Here is a 22079-nt window from a genome sequence, read left to right on the forward strand (position 1 = left end):
AGTTGGATTAGTTATAATAATTTTTTTTTTAAATTTTAGAAAATAAATGCACCTCTTCCAACCTTTCCAACAAGATGTTTCAGCAATTCAAATTCCTGAACGGTTTACCTTTCCGTTTTATTATGAACCTCATAAATTGAGTCTTATTGCCGCTCAAAAATTGCAGCATTATCTAGAACATCAGACCGATTTTGAGCATAATTTTGGACTAGATGCCATGCAAAAAGGAATGGTTATTGGTAAAATGTTTGGAGTTCTGGTCGTACAAAATAATGAAGGTGTTCTAGGCTACTTATGGGCATTCTCGGGAAAATTAGCCGATAAAAACCATCATCATTATTTTGTTCCTACCGTATTCGATATGTTGGAAGAAAAAGGGTTTTTTAAAAAAGAAGAAACCATTCTCAATGAGTACAATGCAAAAATAGCAACAAAAGAAAATTCGAAAGACTATTCGAATTGTAAAGTATCATTGAACACTATTAAACTTCAAGCGGAAAAAGAAATAAAAGATTTTAAACAGCACATCAAACAAGCCAAAAAGCAACGAGAACTTCAACGCAATAATGCTCTTTTAGAACAATCATCGGAAGCTTTTGAAACCTTACAAAAGACATTAATTGAATCCAGTCAAAAGGAAAGCATTCAATTAAAAAAAGTGACGCAGTATTGGAAAGAACGCATCGAAAGAGCAACACATGAATTAAACACCTTTGAAGATGCGCTTCTCCAACTAAAAGAAGAAAGACGTCAAAAATCGGCTGCGTTGCAACAACAATTGTTTGAACACTATGCTTTTTTAAATCAGTATGGTAATTCTAAAAGTTTGGCCGAAATCTTTAAAGGAACTCCTCCTGCTGGTGCTGGGGAATGTGCGGCTCCTAAATTATTGCATTACGCCTTTCAACATCAATTGAAACCAGTTGCCTTAGCAGAGTTTTGGTGGGGACAATCGCCCAAATCGGAAGTGCGCAAACACCAACAGTTTTATCCAGCTTGTACGGGAAAATGCGAACCTATTTTGGCACACATGCTCGAAGGAATCCCTCTCGAAGACAATCCATTTCAAATCAATACCACCAATGGTAAAGAGTTAGAGATTGTGTATGAAGATGACTATCTAGTGGTGGTAAACAAACCTTCCGAGTTCCTATCGGTGCCTGGCAAGCAAGTGACCGATTCGGTTTATACAAGAATGAAACATCAATATCCAAACGCTACTGGACCTTTGGTGGTGCATCGTTTGGATATGTCTACGTCGGGTTTGCTTTTGGTGGCTAAATCTAGCGAAGTACATAAAAAACTACAATCGCAATTCATTAAACGCCAAATTAAAAAACGGTATGTGGCTTTATTGGATGGAATACTCTCTGAAGAAGAAGGCTTTATCGATTTGCCGTTGCGTGTAGATTTGGATAACCGACCGAATCAATTGGTGTGTTATGAATATGGAAAACCCGCGCAAACGAAATGGGAAGTTATTAAACGGTATGATAACAAAACGCTAGTCTACTTCTACCCTATTACGGGTCGCACACACCAACTACGAGTGCATGCCGCGCATCCCCTTGGATTGAATACGCCTATTGTTGGCGATGATTTGTATGGAACTAAAGCCCTTCGCTTGCACTTGCATGCCGAAAGCATTACGTTTCAACATCCGGTTTCTAAAAAAATGATGACGATTAATATCGATGCAGATTTTTAAACAGAATCGGAAATTGTTGTTCCTAGCGTGCTTGACAACGTAATCAGGAGTCAATACAGTAATGATTTTTGATTTTTTGTATAGATTAAGCCCATCAAAGCCATACTAAACAACAATAGTAGTAGAATGGTTCCACCATCATACCCTAAATTAAATGTTTGTGAAATTAAATCTCCAGAAGTTTCTCCCAGTGTATTGGCACTAACTATCAATACCCAATAAAAAATTGAAATCTTAGGCAAGTGTTTCATAATGTTTTGATGTTTTGTTTTTTTATCTTGGTATGTTATAGTGTTACGAAGTATTATTCTATTTTCCAGTTCTGTAATGACAAAATTATACAAGTTTTTTTATTTTATTTATTTTCCACGTTTTCCAAAGCAGAATAACTCCAAGCGTACTAAAATAAAGGAATTCGAGTCACTATTGTAACAAAAACAACATTAAACCCTCTAATGAAATATACCTAACTCATACTTATGAAGCAACTACTTCTATTTTGTGTAACGTTTGTGAGCATTCAAAGTCTATCGGCGCAAGAAACCTTTACTAGAAAAGATTCTTTGCAGGGCAGTTTGCGTCACGAACGCACGTGTTATGACGTGCTGCGGTATGATTTGAATCTTAAAATCAATATCGACGATAAATCCATTGAAGGATATAACGACATTACCTTTAAAGTCGTGGAACACACCCAAAAAATACAAGTCGATTTGTTTGAAAACATGCGCATCGATTCCATTGTTTGCAACAGTAAAAAACTAAACTATAAAAGAGAATTCCTTGCCGTGTTTATTGATTTCCCAAACGATTTGACACTAAATTCTATTGAAAAAATCCGCTTCTATTATAGTGGAAATCCGCAAATTGCCAAGCATGCGCCATGGGATGGAGGCTTTGTGTTTACCACCGATAAAAATGGAAGTCCTTGGGTGGGTGTCGCTTGTCAAGGTACAGGCGCCAGTTTGTGGTATCCTTGTAAAGATTCTCAAAACGACGAACCCGATCAAGGAGCAACTATAAAAGTGGCTGTACCCAATGGTTTGACCGAGGTTTCTAATGGACGATTGACTGGCACGGAAGATTTAAAAAATGGGTACACGCGTTGGGACTGGGAGGTAAAAAATCCTATCAATACGTATGATATCACGGTGAATATTGCCAACTATACGCATATTCATGACCAATTGGAGGATTTGGATATTGATTATTATGTCTTAAAACACAATGAGGAAAAAGCACGCAAACAGTTTGATGCCGATGTAAAACCGATGCTTACTTGTTTTCAGCAAAAGTTTGGTCCCTATCCGTTTAAAGAAGATGGGTATAAATTGGTAGAAACACCTTACTTGGGCATGGAGCATCAAAGTGCTGTTGCGTATGGAAATAAATACCTAAAAGGCTATTTAGGATCAGACTTGTCGATGAGTGGTGTGGGACTCAGTTTTGATTATATCATCGTACACGAAAGCGGGCACGAATGGTTTGGCAACAGCATTACGTCTAAAGATATTGCCGACATGTGGATTCACGAAGGGTTTACCCAATACACCGAATTGGTTTTTATAGAATGTCAGAAGGGCTATGAAAAAGCCATGCAATATGCTAAAGGATTGCAACGCAATGTAAGTAATGATACTCCTATCATTGGACCGTATGGCGTAAATAAAGAAGGTTCGGGGGATATGTATCCAAAAGGCGCTTTGTTACTAAACACTTTACGTCATGTCATCAACAACGATGAATCGTGGTGGAAATTAATTTTGAAATATTCTGAAACTTTTCGTCATCAAATCATTGATACCGAAACCGTCGTTGCCTTTTTCAATCAAGAAAGTGGTATGAACTTGACACCCATTTTCAATCAGTATTTGCGATACACGACGATTCCAAAATTGGAAATCCGTAGTCATAAAAAGAAATTCGAATACCGGTGGGTAGCCTCTGAACCTCATTTTGCTATGCCCATCGATATTACAATAAATGGTGAAATCGTAAGAATATATCCAACAAACGATTGGACAAAATCCAAACAAACAATCCAGAATCTAGATGACGTTGAAGTACATACTAATGCGTTTTTTGTTAAGGTTAGTAAGTAGATCTTTAGATTATGGAATAGTTTGATTTTAAATAATAATGAATCTTAAAATGAAAAAATCGCAGATGAAATGTTTTATCTGCGATTTTTTATCTAGCAATCTAAGTAATCTGAAAATCTAAAAATCTATTTCAAACTTGTTTTTCTAATAATCTTACCGTTTTCGGTTTCTTTGAATTTAGGAACAAATAGAATTTCTTTTGGACGTTCGTATTTATCTAACCCTTCAAAAATAGAGGGATTGACCTCAAAAGCGTCACCTTCTATCAGTAATACTACTTTTTCGCCTAGTTCTTTGTCTTCTTTTGAAGCAATATAAAAGCGTCTCTCCAATAAGCCGTCCAGTTTTTGTTCTACTTGTTCGGGCATAATCTTCACTCCCCCACTGTTGATGATGTTGTCGATTCTTCCCAAAAAACGAAACTGATTTTCATTGATTAATTCCACCAAATCATTGGTCACTATGGTTTCTTCAGCAATGATATGCGGGGCATGAATCACCAAACACTGGCGTTCATCATAAGAAATAGTCACATGAGGCAAGACCGTAAAAGCGTTGGCTCCTACCCTTTTGGCAGCAATATGAGTGATTGTCTCGGTCATACCATACGTTTCATAGACTTCTGTAGGCAATTTCATAAGCTTTTTCTCTAAAATCTTATTAATCTTTGCTCCTCCAACGATGAGTTTTTTTACATTTTTAAGTTCTTCTAGCGAATTTTGAGCTTGTAACGGCACCATGGCAATAAAATCATATTGCATGTCATCAAGGTCTTTCATGGGCTGCGCGGTGGGAGCTACATAATCGAGTTCTAAGCCTAAAACTATCGCACGAATAAGCATCATTTTTCCGGCTACGTATTTCACAGGCAAACATTGTAACGCTTTATTCCCAGGACGCAAATCGAAGAAGTCACCCGTTGCCAAAGCAGAATTGACCATGGCTTGTTTGTCTACTTTAATTTTTTTTGGTGTTCCTGTTGAACCCGAAGTTTGCATCTCAATATAAGATTTTCCATCAAACCAATCGAGCAAAAAATCGCCAACAGGTTTTTCAAAATCTTCGCCTTCTTTTATAAAGCTATACGCCACACGACACAAGTCGTCTTTTGTTAAATGAAAACCATTAAGTTTAAAATGGTTGTTTACGTTGGTATAGGATGGATTAATCATGATTTATGCGGGTTGTTTTGTTTAGAGTTCCAAAAAGTTTTGATTTCCAATGATGCCATTGGTATTTTTTAGCGAATGTAAGAAGAATAATGGGATAAAGCACAACCATAGAAATCACCATTTCTTGTAAAGATTCAGAAGGTGGTACTTTACCTGACAATTTAAATAGTGCATCGGTATGTAAGGCTGAAAAATCAGAGGTTACCAGTAAGGCAGCAATTAAATTATTTCCTAAATGAAAGCCCAATGCTAGTTCCAATCCATCATCCATGAGCGTCATTATACCTAACAAAAAACCCGTTCCAATGTAAAAAAACATGACTCCGAATCCCATTTTAGCAACCTCTGGATTGGCACTGTGAAAGACTCCAAATACAACCGAAGTAATGAGTAACGGAACCCATTTATTTTTGGCAAGGATTCCGATTTGCTGCATGAGATATCCTCTAAAAAGAAATTCTTCAAACCCAATTTGAAAAGGAAACAACATGATACTAATGAGGCACAATACTAAAAACGGAATGGGATGAAAATTCCAAGAAATAGTTGACGAATCACATGCATAAGAAAATGCAAATGAAGCCAAATTAAGCCCCATCACTAAAGCCAGTGAAAATCCAATTCGTTTAAAATCAACTTGTTTTCGCGTTGTTGTTAAAGATAGAATATTGCGTTGATGCAGCGTGTAAACCATAGTAAACAACAAAGCTAAAAGAATGACAAACGGGATTAAATTAACCAATAAAGCAATGGATGAAGGCCATGATTTCATGACATCATACGAGGCATCTACCGCTTCTTTTGGCATCAAGAGATAGGTAATGAAATTAATGATAAAAATACCCGCCGTGGCGAGTGTTGTGAGCAATACGCGCCACCATCGATTATTTCCAACTAAAGCTTGTTCAATATACATAATGCTATTTTTATTGGTCTTTTATCTTACATTTGTGCGTACTAAAGTAGTATAAAAAAAGAAAAAATCTAGTAATTTTTTTAAATATCATGATAACTGTATACCATAACCCAAGATGTGGAAAATCGAGAGCTTGTGTAGCTTTTTTAGAACAACAGAAAGAACCTTTTGAATTGGTGAAATACTTAGAACATCCGCTGAACTTTAAGCAAATACAACAATTGCTTCAAGCTTTAGATTGTACACCAATAGCCCTCATCCGAACCAAAGAATCTGTTTGGACAGAACACTTTAAAGGAAAAGAATTATCTGACACCGAATTGATTCAAGCTCTCGTTGACTACCCCATTTTAATGGAACGTCCTGTTGTGGTAAAAGGAAAACGTGCTGTAATAGCTCGACCTTTAGAACATATTGAAAAGCTCTTTTAACGTTTTGACGGACGTTTTTAACATAGCTTTGTGACTTTAAAGTTAAACATTTGTTTAATTTTGCTTCCTCAATTTTACTTGAAATAATTTACTTCTCAAATGAAAACCATTAAATTCTTTTTAACATTAACCCTCTTATTAGGCACTTTTTTAAATTATTCTCAACAAAGAAGCGAGGGCAAAAAAATTAAAATTACTGGAAAAATTGTCGAAAAAGGGACGAATCAACCTTTGGAATACTGCTCCATTGTTTTAATGAATCCTGCCTCAAACAAAACAGTTGCGGAGGGAATTACAGATAATAAAGGAGAGTACGCCTTTGATGCCTTTCCCGGAACCTATACCGTTAAATTTGAATTTATATCCTTTAAGCCACTTGTAATCCAAAACAAAACAATTACAGAAAGTACGAATTTAGGGATTACTGCATTAGAAAATGATGCCACTCAATTACAAGAAGTGGTGGTGCGTTCAGAAAAAACAACTGTCGACATTAAACTGGATAAAAAAGTATATAATGTTGGAAAAGACTTAATGGTTAAAGGCGGTAGTGTTAGTGATGTATTGGATAACATTCCCTCAGTAGCGGTTTCAGTAGAAGGAACTATTAGCTTGAGAGGAAATGAAAATGTAAAAATATTGATAGATGGAAAACCGTCAAGTGCTATCAATATTAATGATGCGTTACGTCAAATTCCAGCCGATGCCATTGATAAAGTTGAAGTGATCACCAATCCATCGGCACGCTATGACTCAGAAGGCGGTGGCGGAATTTTAAATATCGTGCTTAAAAAAGGGAAAACAAACGGGTTGAACGGTTCTATTTTGGCTACTGGTGCTTATCCTGCCAATCAGGGATTGAGTGCTAATCTTAATTTTAAATCTGATCACTTTAATATTTTTACCAACCAAGGGTATGCTTACAAAAGCAATCCTGGAACCATGATTAACAACACACAATATTTGACAACTCCTTCTTTTATTGAAGAAAGTAGAGATATGCAACGCATTAATAAAGGGTATAATGGTAGTTTTGGAATAGATTGGTTTTTAGATAAATCGACTACATGGACCAACATTGTGAATTACAGGAGAAGCGTAAACAACAATGAGGAAAAAGTGACTGCCAATAACTATGATGGAAACCACCTATTTACATTTCTTCGCAATCGTGACAATCTAGATAATTCGAGCAGTGAAAATATTGAATACACAACCAATGTCACTAAAAACTTCAAAAAACAAGGACACAAGCTTACTTTTGATGGAGCCTTTTCGCTCAACAACGATAAGGGTTTGACTACGATATCCGATATTACAAGTATTTCGAATGTTGTAAATATTGACGATTCACGTAACAATCAAAAACAAACTCGTAATCTTTTACAAAGTGATTATGTCTTGCCTATTGGTAAAAATGGACAATTTGAAGCGGGATATCGTGGTAGTTTTATAAACCAAACCACGGATTATGGTGTTAAAAACAATGGAATTGTAAACACAAATTTTACAAATTTCTTGGAGTACAAAGAAAAAATTAATGCACTATACTCTCAATTTGGAACAAAAATCAATAAAATTTCGATGTTATATGGAATGCGTTATGAAGATACGAATATCGATATCAATCAAATAACTTCTGGGATTTATAAAAATAAAAAATACAACAACTTTTTTCCTAGTGTCTTTTTAACCTACGAACTCACCGAAAAATCTAACATTTCTCTAAACTACAGCAAACGTATCAATCGTCCAAGAGGGAGAGAAATTAATCCCTTCAGCAGTTATTCGAGCAGTATTAATGTCTTTAAAGGAAATCCTGATTTAGATCCTTCTAGAACCGATTCGTTTGATTTTGGATATTTACGGAAATGGAATAAAGTAACCTTTAACGCTTCTGCATATTATAATTATACCAAAAATGCCTCACAAATGGTACGTTATGTGGATGGCATGAGTGGATCAACCCCAGTTACACTTACGTCATTTGTAAACATAGGAAGTGAAATTAGAGAGGGATTTGAATTTACGGTAAATTATACTCCCTATAAATGGTGGAAGTTAAATACGAATTTTAATTTTTTCAAAGACGATGTCAACGGGGCTTATACCTACACATACACCGATAACAATAATTTACTCGTAACGAAAACCCAAGATTTAACTAAATCAGCGAATAGTTGGAGTTCTCGTTTGACTTCAAAAATTACCTTGCCTTCAAAAATCGACTGGCAAACAAACGTAACCTACAACGGACCTCAATACAACGCCCAATCGACTACTAAAGGAATTTTCGCAATGAATTTGGCTTTTAGTAAAGATGTGTTGAAAGACAAAGGAACACTCGCGCTGAATGTAAATGATGTATTTAATTCTAGAAAAAGACGTATGGACACTTTCACGGATGACATCATCAACAATTCGATAATGCAATTTAGAAAAAGACAAATAACCCTATCGTTTACCTACCGATTCAACAAACAAAAATCGGAAAAAGAAAAATCAAAAAGAGATAATGAAGGGGGAGATTCTGGAGATTTTCCTGGATAGTAAAAATAACAAAAGCCCTGAAATTATCAGGGCTTTTGTTTTAAAACGAAACTATATTAAGCTTGTTCTAATTCTCTTTTTTCTCTTCTTTCTCTCAACAATTCTCTTGTCGCACCAAATATCCAGTAAAATACAAAGTGTATCAAAAAAATCATCAACCAAAAACCGATGGTTAAAATGGTTAAGAAAAGTAAAAAACCTAAATACTGTTGAAATTCAAACATGTTTTCCGGAATTATTTGTGAATTCGTTTCAAAGGTAATTCAATAATTTTTATCCACCAATAAAACCAAAAAAATTATTCACTACTTTGTTAACATTACTCAATACCATCTTCTTTTTTTGAAATAACGAATCATGATTAACAAAAGCGCAAACATTACCGTCATGATGATAAAGTATCCGTATTTCCATTCTAATTCAGGCATGTATTTAAAATTCATTCCATAAACCCCAACAATAAATGTCAGCGGCATAAAAAACACAGAAACTACCGTTAACGTCTTCATGATTTCGTTCATTTTATGACTTTGGGTAGAAAAAAAGAAATTGGAAGCACTGTCTAAAGTCGTTAAATCATACTCGATTTGATCTAATAACTCTAATGATTTTTGATGTAACCGCTCAAAAAAAGTATAATTATTGGGTTCAATAGCATTAAAAATATTATCGTCTTTGATGCTTTTTATAGAAAACAAAGAATCGCGTAACGGAATGATTGAACGTTTTAAAAAATTATAATTATCACGGTGTTTTTCTATTTGCTCGAGAATTTTTAAATCAGCACTGTGCTTGGATAAATTAATAAGTTCCTCCACGTGGTCTTCTTCATGCTCAATCGTAATGTAGAAATTTTCCATGACTGCATCGAGCAACAAAAACAATAAATAATCAGCATTTTTGGTACGCACAATTCCTGAATGCGTGCGAATTCGTTCCCGAATATGAGTAAAAAAATCGCTACGCTTTTCTTGAAATGAGACTAAAAACCCATTTTTTAATATAAAACTAATTTGTTCTACAGAGATATTATTGGTATCCGCATCGGGCAATAATGATTTGATATTAAAAAACAAAGTATCGTGATATTCATCGAGTTTGGTTCGTTTGTTAGTATTTAAAATATCCGAGAGCATAAAATTATCTACTTCTAAATATTCGCCCACTTGCTTAATAAACTCGGGATCGTTCAATCCGTGAACATTTAACCAATTCACTTTAGAAAGATCTACATGTTTTTCCATTTCTGAAACTTCAATTTCGTGAAATTCCGCTAAATCAGTATCGTTATAGACAAATAACTGACTCTCGGTTTGAGTGTATTTGTGAACTCCTGTATATTCCAGAAAACTGGTTTGTACTTTTCTTCCTTTCTTGTATTTAATTTTTCTCATACGAACAAAATTTTTCTAAAATTAGAAATAATTATTTTTAAAAAGTATTTTTACGAAAAAATAATATATGAAAACGTTATTTATCAACATACAAGAATTGCTTCAAGTTAGAGACGCTGGGATTCAAAAAGTTTCAGGAGCCGAGATGGCACATTTGCCTACTATAAAAAATGCGTACTTATTACTTGAAAACGATTTAATTTCCGATTTCGGAAAGATGGAAAACTGCCCTAAGCTAGAGGTTGACAAGACGATTGATGCTACGGGTAAAGTAGTACTTCCTACATGGTGTGATAGTCATACGCACATTGTTTATGCGGGAACCCGAGTTCAAGAATTTGTAGATCGCATTCAGGGGTTGAGTTATGAAGAAATTGCAAATCGTGGAGGAGGTATACTCAACTCTGCGGCTCGATTAAACGAAACTTCTGAAGAAAAGCTCTACGAAGAATCACGCATGCGATTGGAAGAAGTCATGCAACAAGGAACGGGCGCTGTAGAGATAAAATCAGGCTACGGTTTGACTGTTGAAGGTGAATTGAAAATGCTCAGAGTCATAAAAAAACTTTCTGAAAACTATCCTATTTCGATCAAAGCCACTTTTTTGGGTGCTCATGCATTTCCCAAAGCTTTTAGAGAGAATCATGCAGACTACATTGCACTTCTTATAGACGAGATGTTGCCCCGTATTGCCAAGGAAAATCTAGCAGAATATATTGACGTATTTTGTGAAACAGGTTATTTTTCTGTCGATGAAACAGAACGTATTCTTGAGGCTGGAAAAAAATATGGGTTACTCCCTAAAATACATGTCAATCAATTTACTGCCATTAATGGCATTGCTGCAGGAGTAAAATACAATGCCCTATCGGTAGACCACTTAGAATTGGTAACCGATGACGATATAGAAATCTTAAAAAACAGTCACACGATGCCTGTTGCTCTGCCTTCTTGTTCCTATTTTATTAGCATTCCCTACACTCCTGCTCGAAAAATGATAGAAGCGGGGCTGCCACTAGCACTAGCTTCTGACTTTAATCCTGGCACAACACCTTCTGGGAATATGAATTTTGTCGTTGCCACAGCGTGTATTAAAATGAAAATGACACCAGAAGAAGCTATTAACGCAGCAACCCTTAATGGCGCTTATGCCATGGGATTGTCACATTCTCATGGAAGTATTACCATTGGTAAAAAGGCCAATATAATCCTAACAAAAATAATTCCTTCGTTCTATCAATTGCCGTATGCCTTTGCTACCAATTTGATTGAACAAGTCTATATTAATGGAAAACCTCTATAAAAAAAGGCACGAAATTCGTGCCTTTTAAATTAATTATATTTTCTTTATCTAAGTGTAAAACTTGATTTTGACACCAATTCGGTTTTATCATAAAGATTCACGAAGTAAGTTCCTTTTTCAAAACTTTTTCCTGGTAAATCGTGTATTACTTGTAAGGTTTTATTTTCATATTTTACCGAAGCCGTAAAACTATATGTTAAAGACTGTCCATTGAAATCTGCAGTAGTTTTTTCTCCTAATACATTATTTTTGCTATCAATGATTTGTACATAATACGTTTTATCTCCTGATTTAGCAATACTATTTTCAGCGATTGTAAAACTAACTCTAAGAAAATCTACCCTACTTGCTTTATCTGTTTCGATTTGTTTTCCTGAACTTCTTAATTTAAATGTGGCTGTTTTTAAATTCAACACGGTTAATTTAGAACCTTTTTCAACCGTTTTAGATAATTCTTCATTTTGACCAACCAACACTTGATTGTAATTTTTAGCGTCTGCAAGAACCACTTTAGTGCTGTCTAAATTTGTGGTTAGTTTCGTATTCTCTTTCTTCAATACTTCAACCTCTTGCATTAGATTTTTCATTTTTGCCTGCAATTCAACCAATTGCTTTTTGTACTTAGCCATAGCCGCCGCATCCCCTTTTGATTTCTCCAATTGCGCCATTAGACCCACCACTTTTTCACGCTCTTCAATCAGTTCGTCTGAAATTTCTGTTTTTTCAGCAATAGCCGCATCATACGTAGCTTTCAAATCTTGAAGATCTTTAAGAATTGTATTTTTTTCCGTTTTGGTTGACGTGACTTGAGTTTGAAGTTCTCTAGTATCTGTCGACAATTTATAAATATAAAAGAGACTTCCTAATAATAATATAGAAAGCACTAGTATTACGGCTTTTAAAGCATTGGTTGATTTATGATTTTCCATGGTAGTTTTTTTGGTTTAAGCAAAGTTAGTAATAAATTACCTAATATTAAAAAAGAATTATATTATTTTTGACCTCAAAGAAAAACGAAATGGAAAAACTAATTCCTTTTACAGCTTCAGATTTATCTAAAATCACAAATTTTAGGAGTGGCGAAATAAAGTTTGGAGAAAAAATACTAACGGTTCCGAAAAACCAAGACCCAATAGAATTTTTAAAAACCTGTGAAGCAACTTTTGTTTTATTTGGAATTCCAGAAGACATTGGTGTTCGGGCTAATTATGGTCGTTCAGGAACGCAATCGGCATGGGAGAACACCCTTAAAAGCATTGCCAATGTGCAACATAATCGATTCTGCAAAGGGTCGAGTATTGTTATTTTAGGACAACTTGATGTCGAGAAAGAAATGAAAGAAGCAGAAGCTCTTTTAAATTCTGAAACTGAGGATCGAAAAAAGCTTAATCATTTGGTTACTTCCATAGATAAAGATGTAGCACATATCATTTCATCTATTGTAAAAACTGGAAAAATTCCGATAATCATTGGCGGAGGACATAATAATTCTTACGGAAATATTAAAGGAACAGCCTTAGCAAAGGGAAAAGCTATTAATGCCATTAATTTTGATGCACATACAGATTTTAGAATGCTTGAAGGAAGACACAGTGGGAACGGATTTTCATATGCCTATGAGGAAGGATTCCTGAAAAAATATTTTATTTTTGGTATTCATCATAATTATACTCCAAAAAGCGTTTTGGACCAGCTTAAAACTTTAAAAGAACGAGTGGCATACAATACGTATGAAAGCATGAAAGTGAAAATGACCAAGAATTTTAACTCGGAAATGCAGTTGGCATTCGATTTTATAAAAAATGACCCTTATGGAATAGAATTGGATCTCGATGCACTTCCAAATATTGCTAGTAGTGCGATGACATTGAGTGGATTCTCAGTGGAAGAAGCTCGACAATTTATCTATTTCTTTGGCAAGCATCAAAATGCAACCTATTTACACATTTGTGAAGGAGCTCCTAGTTTGGATCATGAAAAAAACAATCATTTGATTGGAAAATTGATTGCCTATTTTATCACTGATTTTATAAAAGCAAAAAATGAAATTATGGAAGGCTAATTTCAAAATTGAAACAAGTTAGCACAAAAAAATGCTTCACAACAAATATCTTGTGAAGCATTTTCATATGTAAAAACTATTACTTTTTAGAATTATAGGCTTTTAATGCATTATCCAATATCTGAACTGAACGAATCAAATCATCTTTTTTTAACACATACGCTATTCTTACTTCATCCTGTCCAACGTTAGGCGATGAATAGAAACCTGCTGCTGGGGCAACCATAACAGTTTCTCCATTCAAATCATACGACTCGAGTAGCCATTGTGCAAAGGTATCAGCATTATCAATAGGTAATTTTGCAATACAATAAAAAGCTCCTTTAGGGGTTGCCACTTGTACCCCTTCAATATTTTGAAGTGCCGCAATCAATGTATCTCTTCGCTCTTTGTATTCTTTGATAACTTCATCAAAATAACTTTGAGGTGTTTCTAAAGCTGCTTCACTAGCAATTTGTTCATAGGTAGGCGGACTCAATCGGGCTTGGGCAAATTTCATAGCCGTTGCCATTACTTCTTTGTTTTTCGACACAATACAACCAATACGAGCCCCACACATGCTGTATCGTTTTGAAACCGAATCAATCATGATAGCATGTTGTTCGATTCCCTCAACAGTCATTACAGAATGATGTTTTTCGGTCGCATCATATATAAATTCACGATAAACTTCGTCAGCAATTAAAAACAAATCATGTTTTTTTACAAGAGCTGCCAACTGTAAAATTTCATCTTTTGAATACAGATATCCCGTAGGATTTCCTGGATTACATATTAATATAGCTTTTGTTTTTGGAGTAATTAATTTTTCGAAAGCCGCTATTGGTGGTAAGGCAAATCCTTCTTCTAAAGTAGATATCACAGGAACCACTTTTACACCTGAAGCTGTTGAAAAACCATTGTAATTGGCATAAAATGGTTCAGGAATAATAATTTCATCATCTACATCCATAGTACTACCCATAGCAAATAGCAAGGCTTCTGAACCACCTGTAGTAATAATGATATCTTCAGTATTTATCGGCAACCCATGTGTTTGATAATAGGCAGACAACTTGGTTCTATAACTCTCAAAACCAGCAGAATGACTATACTCCAACACTTGAATATCGGCTTTTTTTATAGCTTGGAGCGCCACATCTGGTGTTTTAATATCGGGTTGTCCAATATTGAGATGATACACTTTATGTCCTTTCTTTTTTGCTATTTCTGCATAAGGAACCAATTTTCTAATTGGAGACTCAGGCATTAGTTTTCCTTTATTTGAAACTTGTGGCATACTTGATAATTTTGATAGTGCAAATTTGCAGTTTTTTATTTTATTATTAAAAAAATAATTAGAATAAAAAATTATCCTTAACTTTAAGGCTCTTTCTCATACTTCATGCCTTTGAAAAAATTTGTATTACTAACACTTCTGTTGTCTCAAATTGTTACTTCTCAAAATGGCTTTCAATTTGACACAAGAAAAAAATCGATGTCTTTCAGATTTGAGTGGGTAGGTAATTTAATTATCATTCCGGTTCAAATGAATGGAGTATCGCTACATTTTTTGTTAGATACGGGAGTCAGTGAAACTATTTTATTCAGTCTTGATGACGAAGATAATGTTTCCTTCAATACTCTAGAAAAAGTTAGCCTAAGAGGGTTTGGCACAAAAGAACCCTTTGATGCCTATCAATCGAAACACAATACACTACGTATAAAAAACTATGTTGATACAGACCATCTGATTTATTTGGTTTTAGACCAAAACATTTCCCTTTCTGAACGTATTGGTGTACCCGTAAATGGCATTTTAGGATATTCTTTTTTCAAAAACGCTCTTGTAAAAATAAATTTTAGTTCCAAAAAAATCACATTATACAAAGACCCTAAATTGATAGAAAACATGGAGAGTCGTTTCGAAAAAATTCCAATGGAAATCATCAATAACAAACCCTATATATCAAGTCCATCTTTTTTTGAGAACGACACCTCTGTAACAGGGAAATTTTTAGTTGACACCGGAAATAGTGATGCCTTGTGGCTATTTAAAAATCAAAACGATAGCATTACCCTTCCTTCAAAAAAGATTTACGATTATTTAGGAAGAGGAATCAGTGGTGATGTTTTTGGTATGCGTGGTACTATTCCTAAATTTATTTTAGGTAAAACAACACTTTTTAATCCATTAGTTTCTTTCCCTGATAGTGAAACTATGGGCTCCTATTTTGTATTGGATCGAATTGGTTCCATTGGTACCGAAATTTTACGACGTTTTACCTTGTATTTTAGTTATGAAACGCAAGCATTGTATGTTAAGAAAAACTCATCCTTCAACGATCGCTATACCTACAATTGCGCAGGAATTGAAATACAACACCAAGGACTACAATGGATTAAAGAGGGTTTTGAAGCCAACCCTGCCGTGCAAAAACTACTTTTCGATGCTGAAGGTAATAGAATAGAAAAAAACTTAACCTATCAATTCTCACTAAAACCACTTTACTTTATTTCAAGGGTTCGCGAACATTCCAAAGCACAATCAATTGGCTTGGAAGCTAACGACCAACTTGTTTCCATAAACAACAGACCCGCCTACAGCTATACCTTACAAGAGATTAATCATCTTTTGCAAGCTGGTGAAGGGAAAAAAGTAACACTTGAAGTCAATCGCAAAGGAAAAACGTTATATTTCGATTTACTCCTAGAGGATGATTTAAAATAAAAAAAACCAAGAAAAATCACTTCTCCTTGGTTCTTATAATGTTTACTTTTTTTGATTAAGGCTTTTCTAACATTCCTTGCTTTTTCTCGAGCGGACTTGTTTCTTTTTTTATAATTACTTCCCCTTTTATTTTTAAAGCCACCATACCTCCTTCTACATTAACGGCATTTGATTCGATAGTAATCGTCTTACGAATAGGACCTGGATTCATATTATATTTCACGGTAATAAAACTAGAATTTCCTGGCATTATGGGTTCTTTAGGAAAATCAGGAACTGTGCAGCCACACGTTGACTTCGCATTTGAAATAATTAGGGGAGCGTCACCTGTATTGGTAAAAACAAATTTACGAACACCATCATCAATATCTTTTGAAGTCGTTCCGTAATCAATTGTATTTTCTTTATCTTTAAATTCGATTTTAGGACCCACTTGAGCAGATAGCACATTAAAAAATAATGCTATTGCAAGGTAAAGCAACTTTTTCATGACTTCTGTTATTAGTTTTATTGGTTCAGTAAATGTAATACTTTAAATTTATTCGCAAAATTTTAATGGTTAATTTTTTATAAAAGCACATATTACTTACTTTTGCCAGAGCACAAAAAATATACCAAAGTTTACTATTTAACTTTGTTTGTAAAAGTTCATTTAAATTATTTATTGCTTGTTCGCCTTGTACAGAAGTGATACTTTAATTTAGCTGAATGAGGACATGCTGTCAACATTTATAAAAAAAAAAAACGTTAAACATTATAAAAACCTAGATGATTCCTGCACAATTCAACGCAAAAGAAGTAGAACAAAAATGGTATAACTATTGGATGAAAAACGATTATTTCACATCCAAACCCGACCATAGAACGCCTTACACCATTGTAATTCCCCCACCCAACGTGACTGGAGTCCTGCACATGGGACATATGTTGAATAATACCATTCAAGATGTTTTGATTCGTCGTGCGCGTTTAAAAGGATTCAATGCATGTTGGGTTCCTGGAACCGATCATGCCTCTATTGCTACGGAAGCTAAAGTGGTTGCCAAACTAAAAAGCGAAGGCATCAACAAAAACGATTTGACTCGTGAAGAATTCTTGAAACACGCTTGGGACTGGACCAACAAATATGGCGGTACTATTTTGGAACAGCTCAAACAATTAGGTTGCTCTTGTGATTGGAGTCGCACTAAGTTTACTATGGACGACGATATGTCGGCATCGGTAATTCATTCGTTTGTGGATTTGTACAACAAAGGCATGATTTACAGAGGATATCGAATGGTAAATTGGGATCCAGAAGCCAAAACTACGTTGTCTGACGAGGAAGTTATCTTTGAAGAACGTCAAGGAAAGTTGTATTTCTTAAACTATAAAATTGAAGGAACTGAAGATTTCTTAACGGTAGCTACTACCCGACCAGAAACCATTTTTGGTGATACTGCTGTGTGTATCAATCCGAATGATGAACGCTTTTCACACTTGAAAGGAAAAAAAGCAATTGTTCCTATTTGTGGCAGAGTAGTTCCAATCATTGAGGACGAATATGTAGATGTTGAATTCGGAACTGGATGTTTGAAAGTGACTCCTGCTCATGATATGAATGATAAGACCCTTGGAGAAAAGCACCATTTAGAAATCATCGATATTTTTAATGAAGATGCTACTCTAAACTCTTTTGGGTTGCATTATCAAGGTAAAGATCGTTTTGTAGTGCGTGAAGAAATAGCTCAAGAGCTAGAAAAAGTAGGGGCTTTAGCCAAAACAGAAACGCATTTAAATAAAGTAGGAACATCGGAAAGAACCAAAGCCATTATTGAACCTCGCTTGTCCGACCAATGGTTCTTAAAAATGGACGAATTGGTAAAACCTGCTATCAAAGCCGTTTTGGAAACAGAAGAAGTTAAATTGTACCCAAATCGTTTTAACAATACTTACCGTCACTGGCTAGAAAATATACGTGATTGGAATATTTCGCGTCAATTGTGGTGGGGACAACAAATTCCAGCGTACTATTATGGCGATGGGAAAGAAGATTTTGTAGTCGCAGAAAATATTGAAAAAGCAGTGGAATTGGCTAAAATAAGAACCAATAACCCACAACTTACAGCTAATGATTTAACACAAGATGCTGATGCTTTAGACACCTGGTTTTCTTCGTGGTTGTGGCCTATGGCTGTATTTGGTGGTATACTAAATCCTGAAAATGAAGAGTATAAATACTATTATCCAACCAATGATTTAGTAACAGGTCCAGATATTCTTTTCTTCTGGGTAGCCCGTATGATTATTGCCGGATATGAATATGCTGGTGACAAACCTTTTACTAATGTGTATTTGACAGGATTGGTTCGTGACAAACAACGTCGTAAGATGTCTAAATCGTTAGGAAACTCTCCAGAGCCTTTGGAATTGATTGAAAAATTTGGTGCTGATGGTGTTCGTGTAGGATTGCTATTGAGTGCTTCTGCAGGAAACGATATTATGTTTGATGAAGAACTATGCAACCAAGGAAAAGCCTTTTCTAATAAAATATGGAATGCCTTCAAATTGATTAAAGGATGGGAAGTATCAGATGCTATTACACAACCTGAATCGTCTAAAGTGGCTATTGAATGGTATGAAACCAAATTACAAAGAACGTTAACTGAAATCGAAGATAATTTTGATAAATACCGAATTTCTGATGCGTTAATGAGCATATATAAATTGGTATGGGATGACTTCTGTTCCTGGTTTTTAGAAATGATAAAACCAGGCTATCAGCAACCTATTGATAGCACTACATATAATAAGGCTATTGAAATGTTGGAAAACAACCTGAAATTATTACATCCGTTTATGCCTTTCTTAACAGAAGAAATTTGGCAACATATTGCTGACAGGACTCCAGAACAAGCTTTGATTGTTGCGGAATGGCCAAAAGCAAAATCGTATGATGAAAAGCTTATCGCAGATTTTGATTTTGCTACCGAAGTGATTTCAGGAATTAGAACGATACGAAAAGACAAGAACATCCCATTTAAAGATGCGATTAAATTGAAAATTGTAAATAATGAAGAAACTTCCTACTATTTTGATGCGGTAATTTCTAAATTAGGAAACATCAGTTCGTTGGAATATGTTTCTGATAAAGTGGATGGAGCTTTATCCTATCGTGTCAAATCAAATGAATATTTTATTCCAATAACAGGTGCGATTGATGTGGATGCAGAAGTTGCCAAACTTACCGAAGAATTAAATTACATTAAAGGATTCTTAAAGTCGGTACAAGTAAAATTATCTAACGAAAAGTTTGTGGCCAATGCAAAACCAGAAATCATTGAAAATGAACGTAAAAAAGAAGCTGATGCTTTAGCTAAAATTACTACATTGGAACAAAGTATTGCTGGATTAAAGTAAGTAAGACTTCATTTATAAAACATCAAAAGCGTTGAGAAATCAGCGCTTTTTTTGTTTGCTAACTCATAAAACTATAAAGATTAAACAATTTTATTAGTTAAAGTAAAAACAATTCACTTAATTTGAATAAAATAAACCAACCAAACTAATGAAAAAATATACCCTTTTTGAAATAAACGCTGTGCTAAACGGCACTATAATTGGCGAGACAAGTCATGTAATTACAGCCCCAGAACAATTGGATTTGGCTAGCGCAACCGAGATCTCTTTTATTGGAAGTAAAAAATATGAAAAGTTATGGGCTACTTCTAAAGCTTGTGCAGCCGTGGTCAATGAGGATATTTCTATTGAACCAGGAGAAAACAAAGCTTTTATCAAGGTAAAAAACGCCGATTTAGCGATGTCGCAAGTCTTAGAATTATTTGCTCCTGCCCTACCAGAATTTAGTTATGACATTCACCCAACGGCTGTTATTGATGCTTCTGCAACACTAGGAAAAGGAACAAGAATTGGTGCTAACTGTTATATTGGACCTAACGTAACAATTGGCAACCATGCGACTTTATATCCCAATGTAACGGTACTTGATGGATGTTCCATTGGGGATGGTTCTACGCTTTGGTCTGGTGTGGTGATGCGTGAACGTTGCCTTATTGGTGCTCACTGTATATTACATCCCAATTGTACTATTGGAGCCGATGGCTTCGGATTTAGACCTTGCCCTGAAAGAGGATTGGCTAAAATCCCTCAAATCGGAAATGTTGTTATTGGGAATTATGTCGAAATTGGAGCCAATTCCTCTGTTGATAGAGGTAAATTTAGCTCAACTATTGTTGGTGATGGGTGTAAAATTGACAATTTAGTACAGATTGGTCATAACAGTAAATTAGGTCAATTCTGTATCATGGCTGGTAATAGTGGATTGGCTGGATCTGTAACTCTTGGCAATGGTGTGGTTATTGGAGGAAGCGCTTCTATTAAAGACCATTTAACATTGGGTGATGGTGTAATGATTGGGGCTGGCTCTGGAGTTGCCGCTGATGTACCTGCGGGAAAAACCATGCTAGGGTATCCAGCAGTTGAAATGAGAACTGCTCTAAAACAATGGGCTATTTTGAAACGAATGGCAACTGAATAAATTAATGCTCTAGTTTGTTCTTCTTTTTTTAGCGGTGACTATAAAATAAATTCCTACAAGAATAAAAGGAATGCTTAGCCATTGACCTGTTGAAAACGTTCCCAATGATTTTTCGAAACCACCCTGACTCTCTTTTAAAAACTCGACTAAAAAACGAATAGACCATAACAAAACCAAGAACAATCCGAATAAAAAACCTTCACTTTTTCTTGCTTCTGTTTTCCAATACAAATAAAATAGAATAGCAAAAACAAAGATATAGCAAAACGATTCATACAATTGTGCAGGATGTTTTAAGGGAACTTGCGCTAATAAATTGGCGTATTTTGGATTCGATACAATTTCTTGATAAGCGACATCTGCATTGGTAGTATGGGTTTTGTACATTGCCTCTTGAGGACTAAAGTAATCTCGAACAAAACGAATTCCAAAAGTGGTATTACTAGTGGTATTTCCGACAATTTCAGAGTTAAAAAAATTACCAATTCGAACAAAAATGGCTCCAGATGCTACAGGAATCACAACTCTATCTAAAACCCAAAGTATGGGTCTCTGTATAATTTTTTTACTGTAAAAATACATCACAACTATTATAGCTATAGCGGCACCGTGACTGGCTAAACCTGCAAAACCAGTAAATTGAAATTCGGGTTCAAATTTGAAAGGCAATACTATTTCAAGTAAATGATACTTAAAATAAGCCCAATCATAGAAAAAAACATGCCCCAATCGCGCTCCTAAAAGAGTGGCTAAAACAGTCCAAACGAATAATGTATCTAGCTTTTCTAACGATTCATTTTCGTTATTAAATATTTTTTTCATTATGTAGTACCCTAATGCAAAAGCTACTACAAACATTAAACTGTAAAATCTAATGGTCAAAAAGGCAATGTGTATTCCTTCTGTTGGATTCCAAATCATGTTTATATTTTTATTAATCTATGTCTTATTTATTTTATTTTTTTTAGGAACTGGGTCATACCCAGATTTTCCCCAAGGATGACAAGAACCAATTCTTTTTAATCCATAATACGAACCCATAAAAAGGCCATGCTCTTGTAATGCTTCTAAAAAATAAGTCGAACAAGTAGGTACAAATCGGCAACTAGCTGGTGTGAAAGGTGAAATTGCTATTTGATAGAACTTTATGATACTTACTAATGGAAATACTATAATTTTTTTTAGCATTAAAAA

The 22079-nt window shown here is 34.9% G+C and carries 18 protein-coding genes; 9 read left to right on the plus strand and 9 right to left on the minus strand.

The window, feature by feature from the left end; genetic code table 11:
- Nucleotides 1–46 precede the first annotated feature (46 nt).
- Nucleotides 47–1708 (plus strand): RluA family pseudouridine synthase, encoded by a 1662-nt coding sequence (locus CLV55_RS11570; RefSeq protein WP_112113962.1) that lies wholly within the window; start codon nucleotides 47–49, stop codon nucleotides 1706–1708.
- Between the two features lie 50 nt (nucleotides 1709–1758).
- Here CLV55_RS11570 and CLV55_RS11575 read toward each other — a convergent pair whose 3' ends face one another.
- The gene (locus tag CLV55_RS11575) at nucleotides 1759–1959 is read right to left on the minus strand and encodes a COG4705 family protein (RefSeq protein WP_146739568.1); all 201 of its coding nucleotides are present in this window, start codon (nucleotides 1957–1959) and stop codon (nucleotides 1759–1761) included.
- A 228-nt stretch (nucleotides 1960–2187) separates the two neighbouring features.
- On the opposite strand from CLV55_RS11575, the gene CLV55_RS11580 reads away from it, so the two are divergent.
- Nucleotides 2188–3810 (plus strand): M1 family metallopeptidase, encoded by a 1623-nt coding sequence (locus CLV55_RS11580; protein WP_112113964.1) that lies wholly within the window; start codon nucleotides 2188–2190, stop codon nucleotides 3808–3810.
- A gap of 125 nt (nucleotides 3811–3935) precedes the next feature.
- On the opposite strand, the gene CLV55_RS11585 is transcribed toward CLV55_RS11580, so the two are convergent.
- Nucleotides 3936–4982, minus strand: coding sequence for an AMP-binding protein (locus CLV55_RS11585; RefSeq protein ID WP_112113965.1), 1047 nt, complete (start codon nucleotides 4980–4982; stop codon nucleotides 3936–3938).
- Entirely contained in the window at nucleotides 4975–5898 is a 924-nt protein-coding gene (locus CLV55_RS11590) for a CPBP family intramembrane glutamic endopeptidase (RefSeq protein WP_112113966.1), read from the minus strand. Before CLV55_RS11590 ends, CLV55_RS11585 begins: the two co-directional genes overlap by 8 nt.
- A gap of 89 nt (nucleotides 5899–5987) precedes the next feature.
- Between CLV55_RS11590 and arsC the strand changes: the two genes are divergently transcribed.
- On the plus strand, nucleotides 5988–6329 hold the full coding sequence (gene arsC / locus CLV55_RS11595) for an arsenate reductase (glutaredoxin) (protein ID WP_112113967.1): 342 nt from the start codon (nucleotides 5988–5990) through the stop codon (nucleotides 6327–6329).
- A 99-nt stretch (nucleotides 6330–6428) separates the two neighbouring features.
- The gene (locus CLV55_RS11600) at nucleotides 6429–8879 is read left to right on the plus strand and encodes an outer membrane beta-barrel family protein (RefSeq protein WP_112113968.1); all 2451 of its coding nucleotides are present in this window, start codon (nucleotides 6429–6431) and stop codon (nucleotides 8877–8879) included.
- Nucleotides 8880–9202: 323 nt separating this feature from the next.
- On the opposite strand, the gene corA is transcribed toward CLV55_RS11600, so the two are convergent.
- Entirely contained in the window at nucleotides 9203–10273 is a 1071-nt protein-coding gene (corA, locus tag CLV55_RS11605; protein WP_112113969.1) for a magnesium/cobalt transporter CorA, read from the minus strand.
- A gap of 67 nt (nucleotides 10274–10340) precedes the next feature.
- On the opposite strand from corA, the gene hutI reads away from it, so the two are divergent.
- Nucleotides 10341–11576: an imidazolonepropionase gene (gene hutI / locus CLV55_RS11610; RefSeq protein ID WP_112113970.1), complete on the plus strand. Its 1236-nt coding sequence runs from the start codon at nucleotides 10341–10343 to the stop codon at nucleotides 11574–11576.
- Between the two features lie 44 nt (nucleotides 11577–11620).
- Here the strand turns inward: hutI and CLV55_RS11615 are convergent, their stop codons facing one another.
- The gene (locus tag CLV55_RS11615) at nucleotides 11621–12505 is read right to left on the minus strand and encodes a hypothetical protein (RefSeq protein ID WP_112113971.1); all 885 of its coding nucleotides are present in this window, start codon (nucleotides 12503–12505) and stop codon (nucleotides 11621–11623) included.
- A gap of 89 nt (nucleotides 12506–12594) precedes the next feature.
- Here CLV55_RS11615 and CLV55_RS11620 point away from each other — a divergent pair, with 89 nt between their 5' ends.
- Nucleotides 12595–13638, plus strand: coding sequence for a formimidoylglutamase (locus CLV55_RS11620; RefSeq protein ID WP_112113972.1), 1044 nt, complete (start codon nucleotides 12595–12597; stop codon nucleotides 13636–13638).
- Nucleotides 13639–13717: 79 nt separating this feature from the next.
- Here the strand turns inward: CLV55_RS11620 and CLV55_RS11625 are convergent, their stop codons facing one another.
- Nucleotides 13718–14917: a pyridoxal phosphate-dependent aminotransferase gene (locus CLV55_RS11625; RefSeq protein ID WP_112113973.1), complete on the minus strand. Its 1200-nt coding sequence runs from the start codon at nucleotides 14915–14917 to the stop codon at nucleotides 13718–13720.
- Between the two features lie 111 nt (nucleotides 14918–15028).
- Between CLV55_RS11625 and CLV55_RS11630 the strand changes: the two genes are divergently transcribed.
- Nucleotides 15029–16348 carry an aspartyl protease family protein gene (locus CLV55_RS11630; protein ID WP_158527039.1) on the plus strand — a complete coding sequence of 440 codons (1320 nt, stop codon included), beginning with the start codon at nucleotides 15029–15031 and terminating at the stop codon, nucleotides 16346–16348.
- A gap of 55 nt (nucleotides 16349–16403) precedes the next feature.
- Here the strand turns inward: CLV55_RS11630 and CLV55_RS11635 are convergent, their stop codons facing one another.
- Entirely contained in the window at nucleotides 16404–16838 is a 435-nt protein-coding gene (locus tag CLV55_RS11635) for a DUF1573 domain-containing protein (RefSeq protein ID WP_112113975.1), read from the minus strand.
- A 278-nt stretch (nucleotides 16839–17116) separates the two neighbouring features.
- Here CLV55_RS11635 and CLV55_RS11640 point away from each other — a divergent pair, with 278 nt between their 5' ends.
- Together CLV55_RS11640 and lpxD are read left to right on the plus strand one after the other, a co-directional pair.
- Nucleotides 17117–19747, plus strand: a complete 2631-nt coding sequence (locus CLV55_RS11640; RefSeq protein ID WP_170122259.1) for a valine--tRNA ligase — start codon at nucleotides 17117–17119, stop codon at nucleotides 19745–19747.
- 148 nt (nucleotides 19748–19895) lie between these two features.
- Nucleotides 19896–20885, plus strand: a complete 990-nt coding sequence (lpxD, locus tag CLV55_RS11645) for a UDP-3-O-(3-hydroxymyristoyl)glucosamine N-acyltransferase (RefSeq protein ID WP_112113976.1) — start codon at nucleotides 19896–19898, stop codon at nucleotides 20883–20885.
- A gap of 9 nt (nucleotides 20886–20894) precedes the next feature.
- Here lpxD and lgt read toward each other — a convergent pair whose 3' ends face one another.
- On the minus strand, nucleotides 20895–21824 hold the full coding sequence (gene lgt / locus CLV55_RS11650; protein WP_112113977.1) for a prolipoprotein diacylglyceryl transferase: 930 nt from the start codon (nucleotides 21822–21824) through the stop codon (nucleotides 20895–20897).
- Nucleotides 21825–22073: a membrane protein insertion efficiency factor YidD gene (gene yidD / locus CLV55_RS11655; protein ID WP_112113978.1), complete on the minus strand. Its 249-nt coding sequence runs from the start codon at nucleotides 22071–22073 to the stop codon at nucleotides 21825–21827.
- Nucleotides 22074–22079: the final 6 nt, after the last annotated feature.

Origin of the sequence: Flavobacterium aciduliphilum (assembly GCF_003268855.1) — a bacterium.
In the GTDB taxonomy this organism is placed as follows: Bacteria; Bacteroidota; Bacteroidia; order Flavobacteriales; family Flavobacteriaceae; genus Flavobacterium; species Flavobacterium aciduliphilum.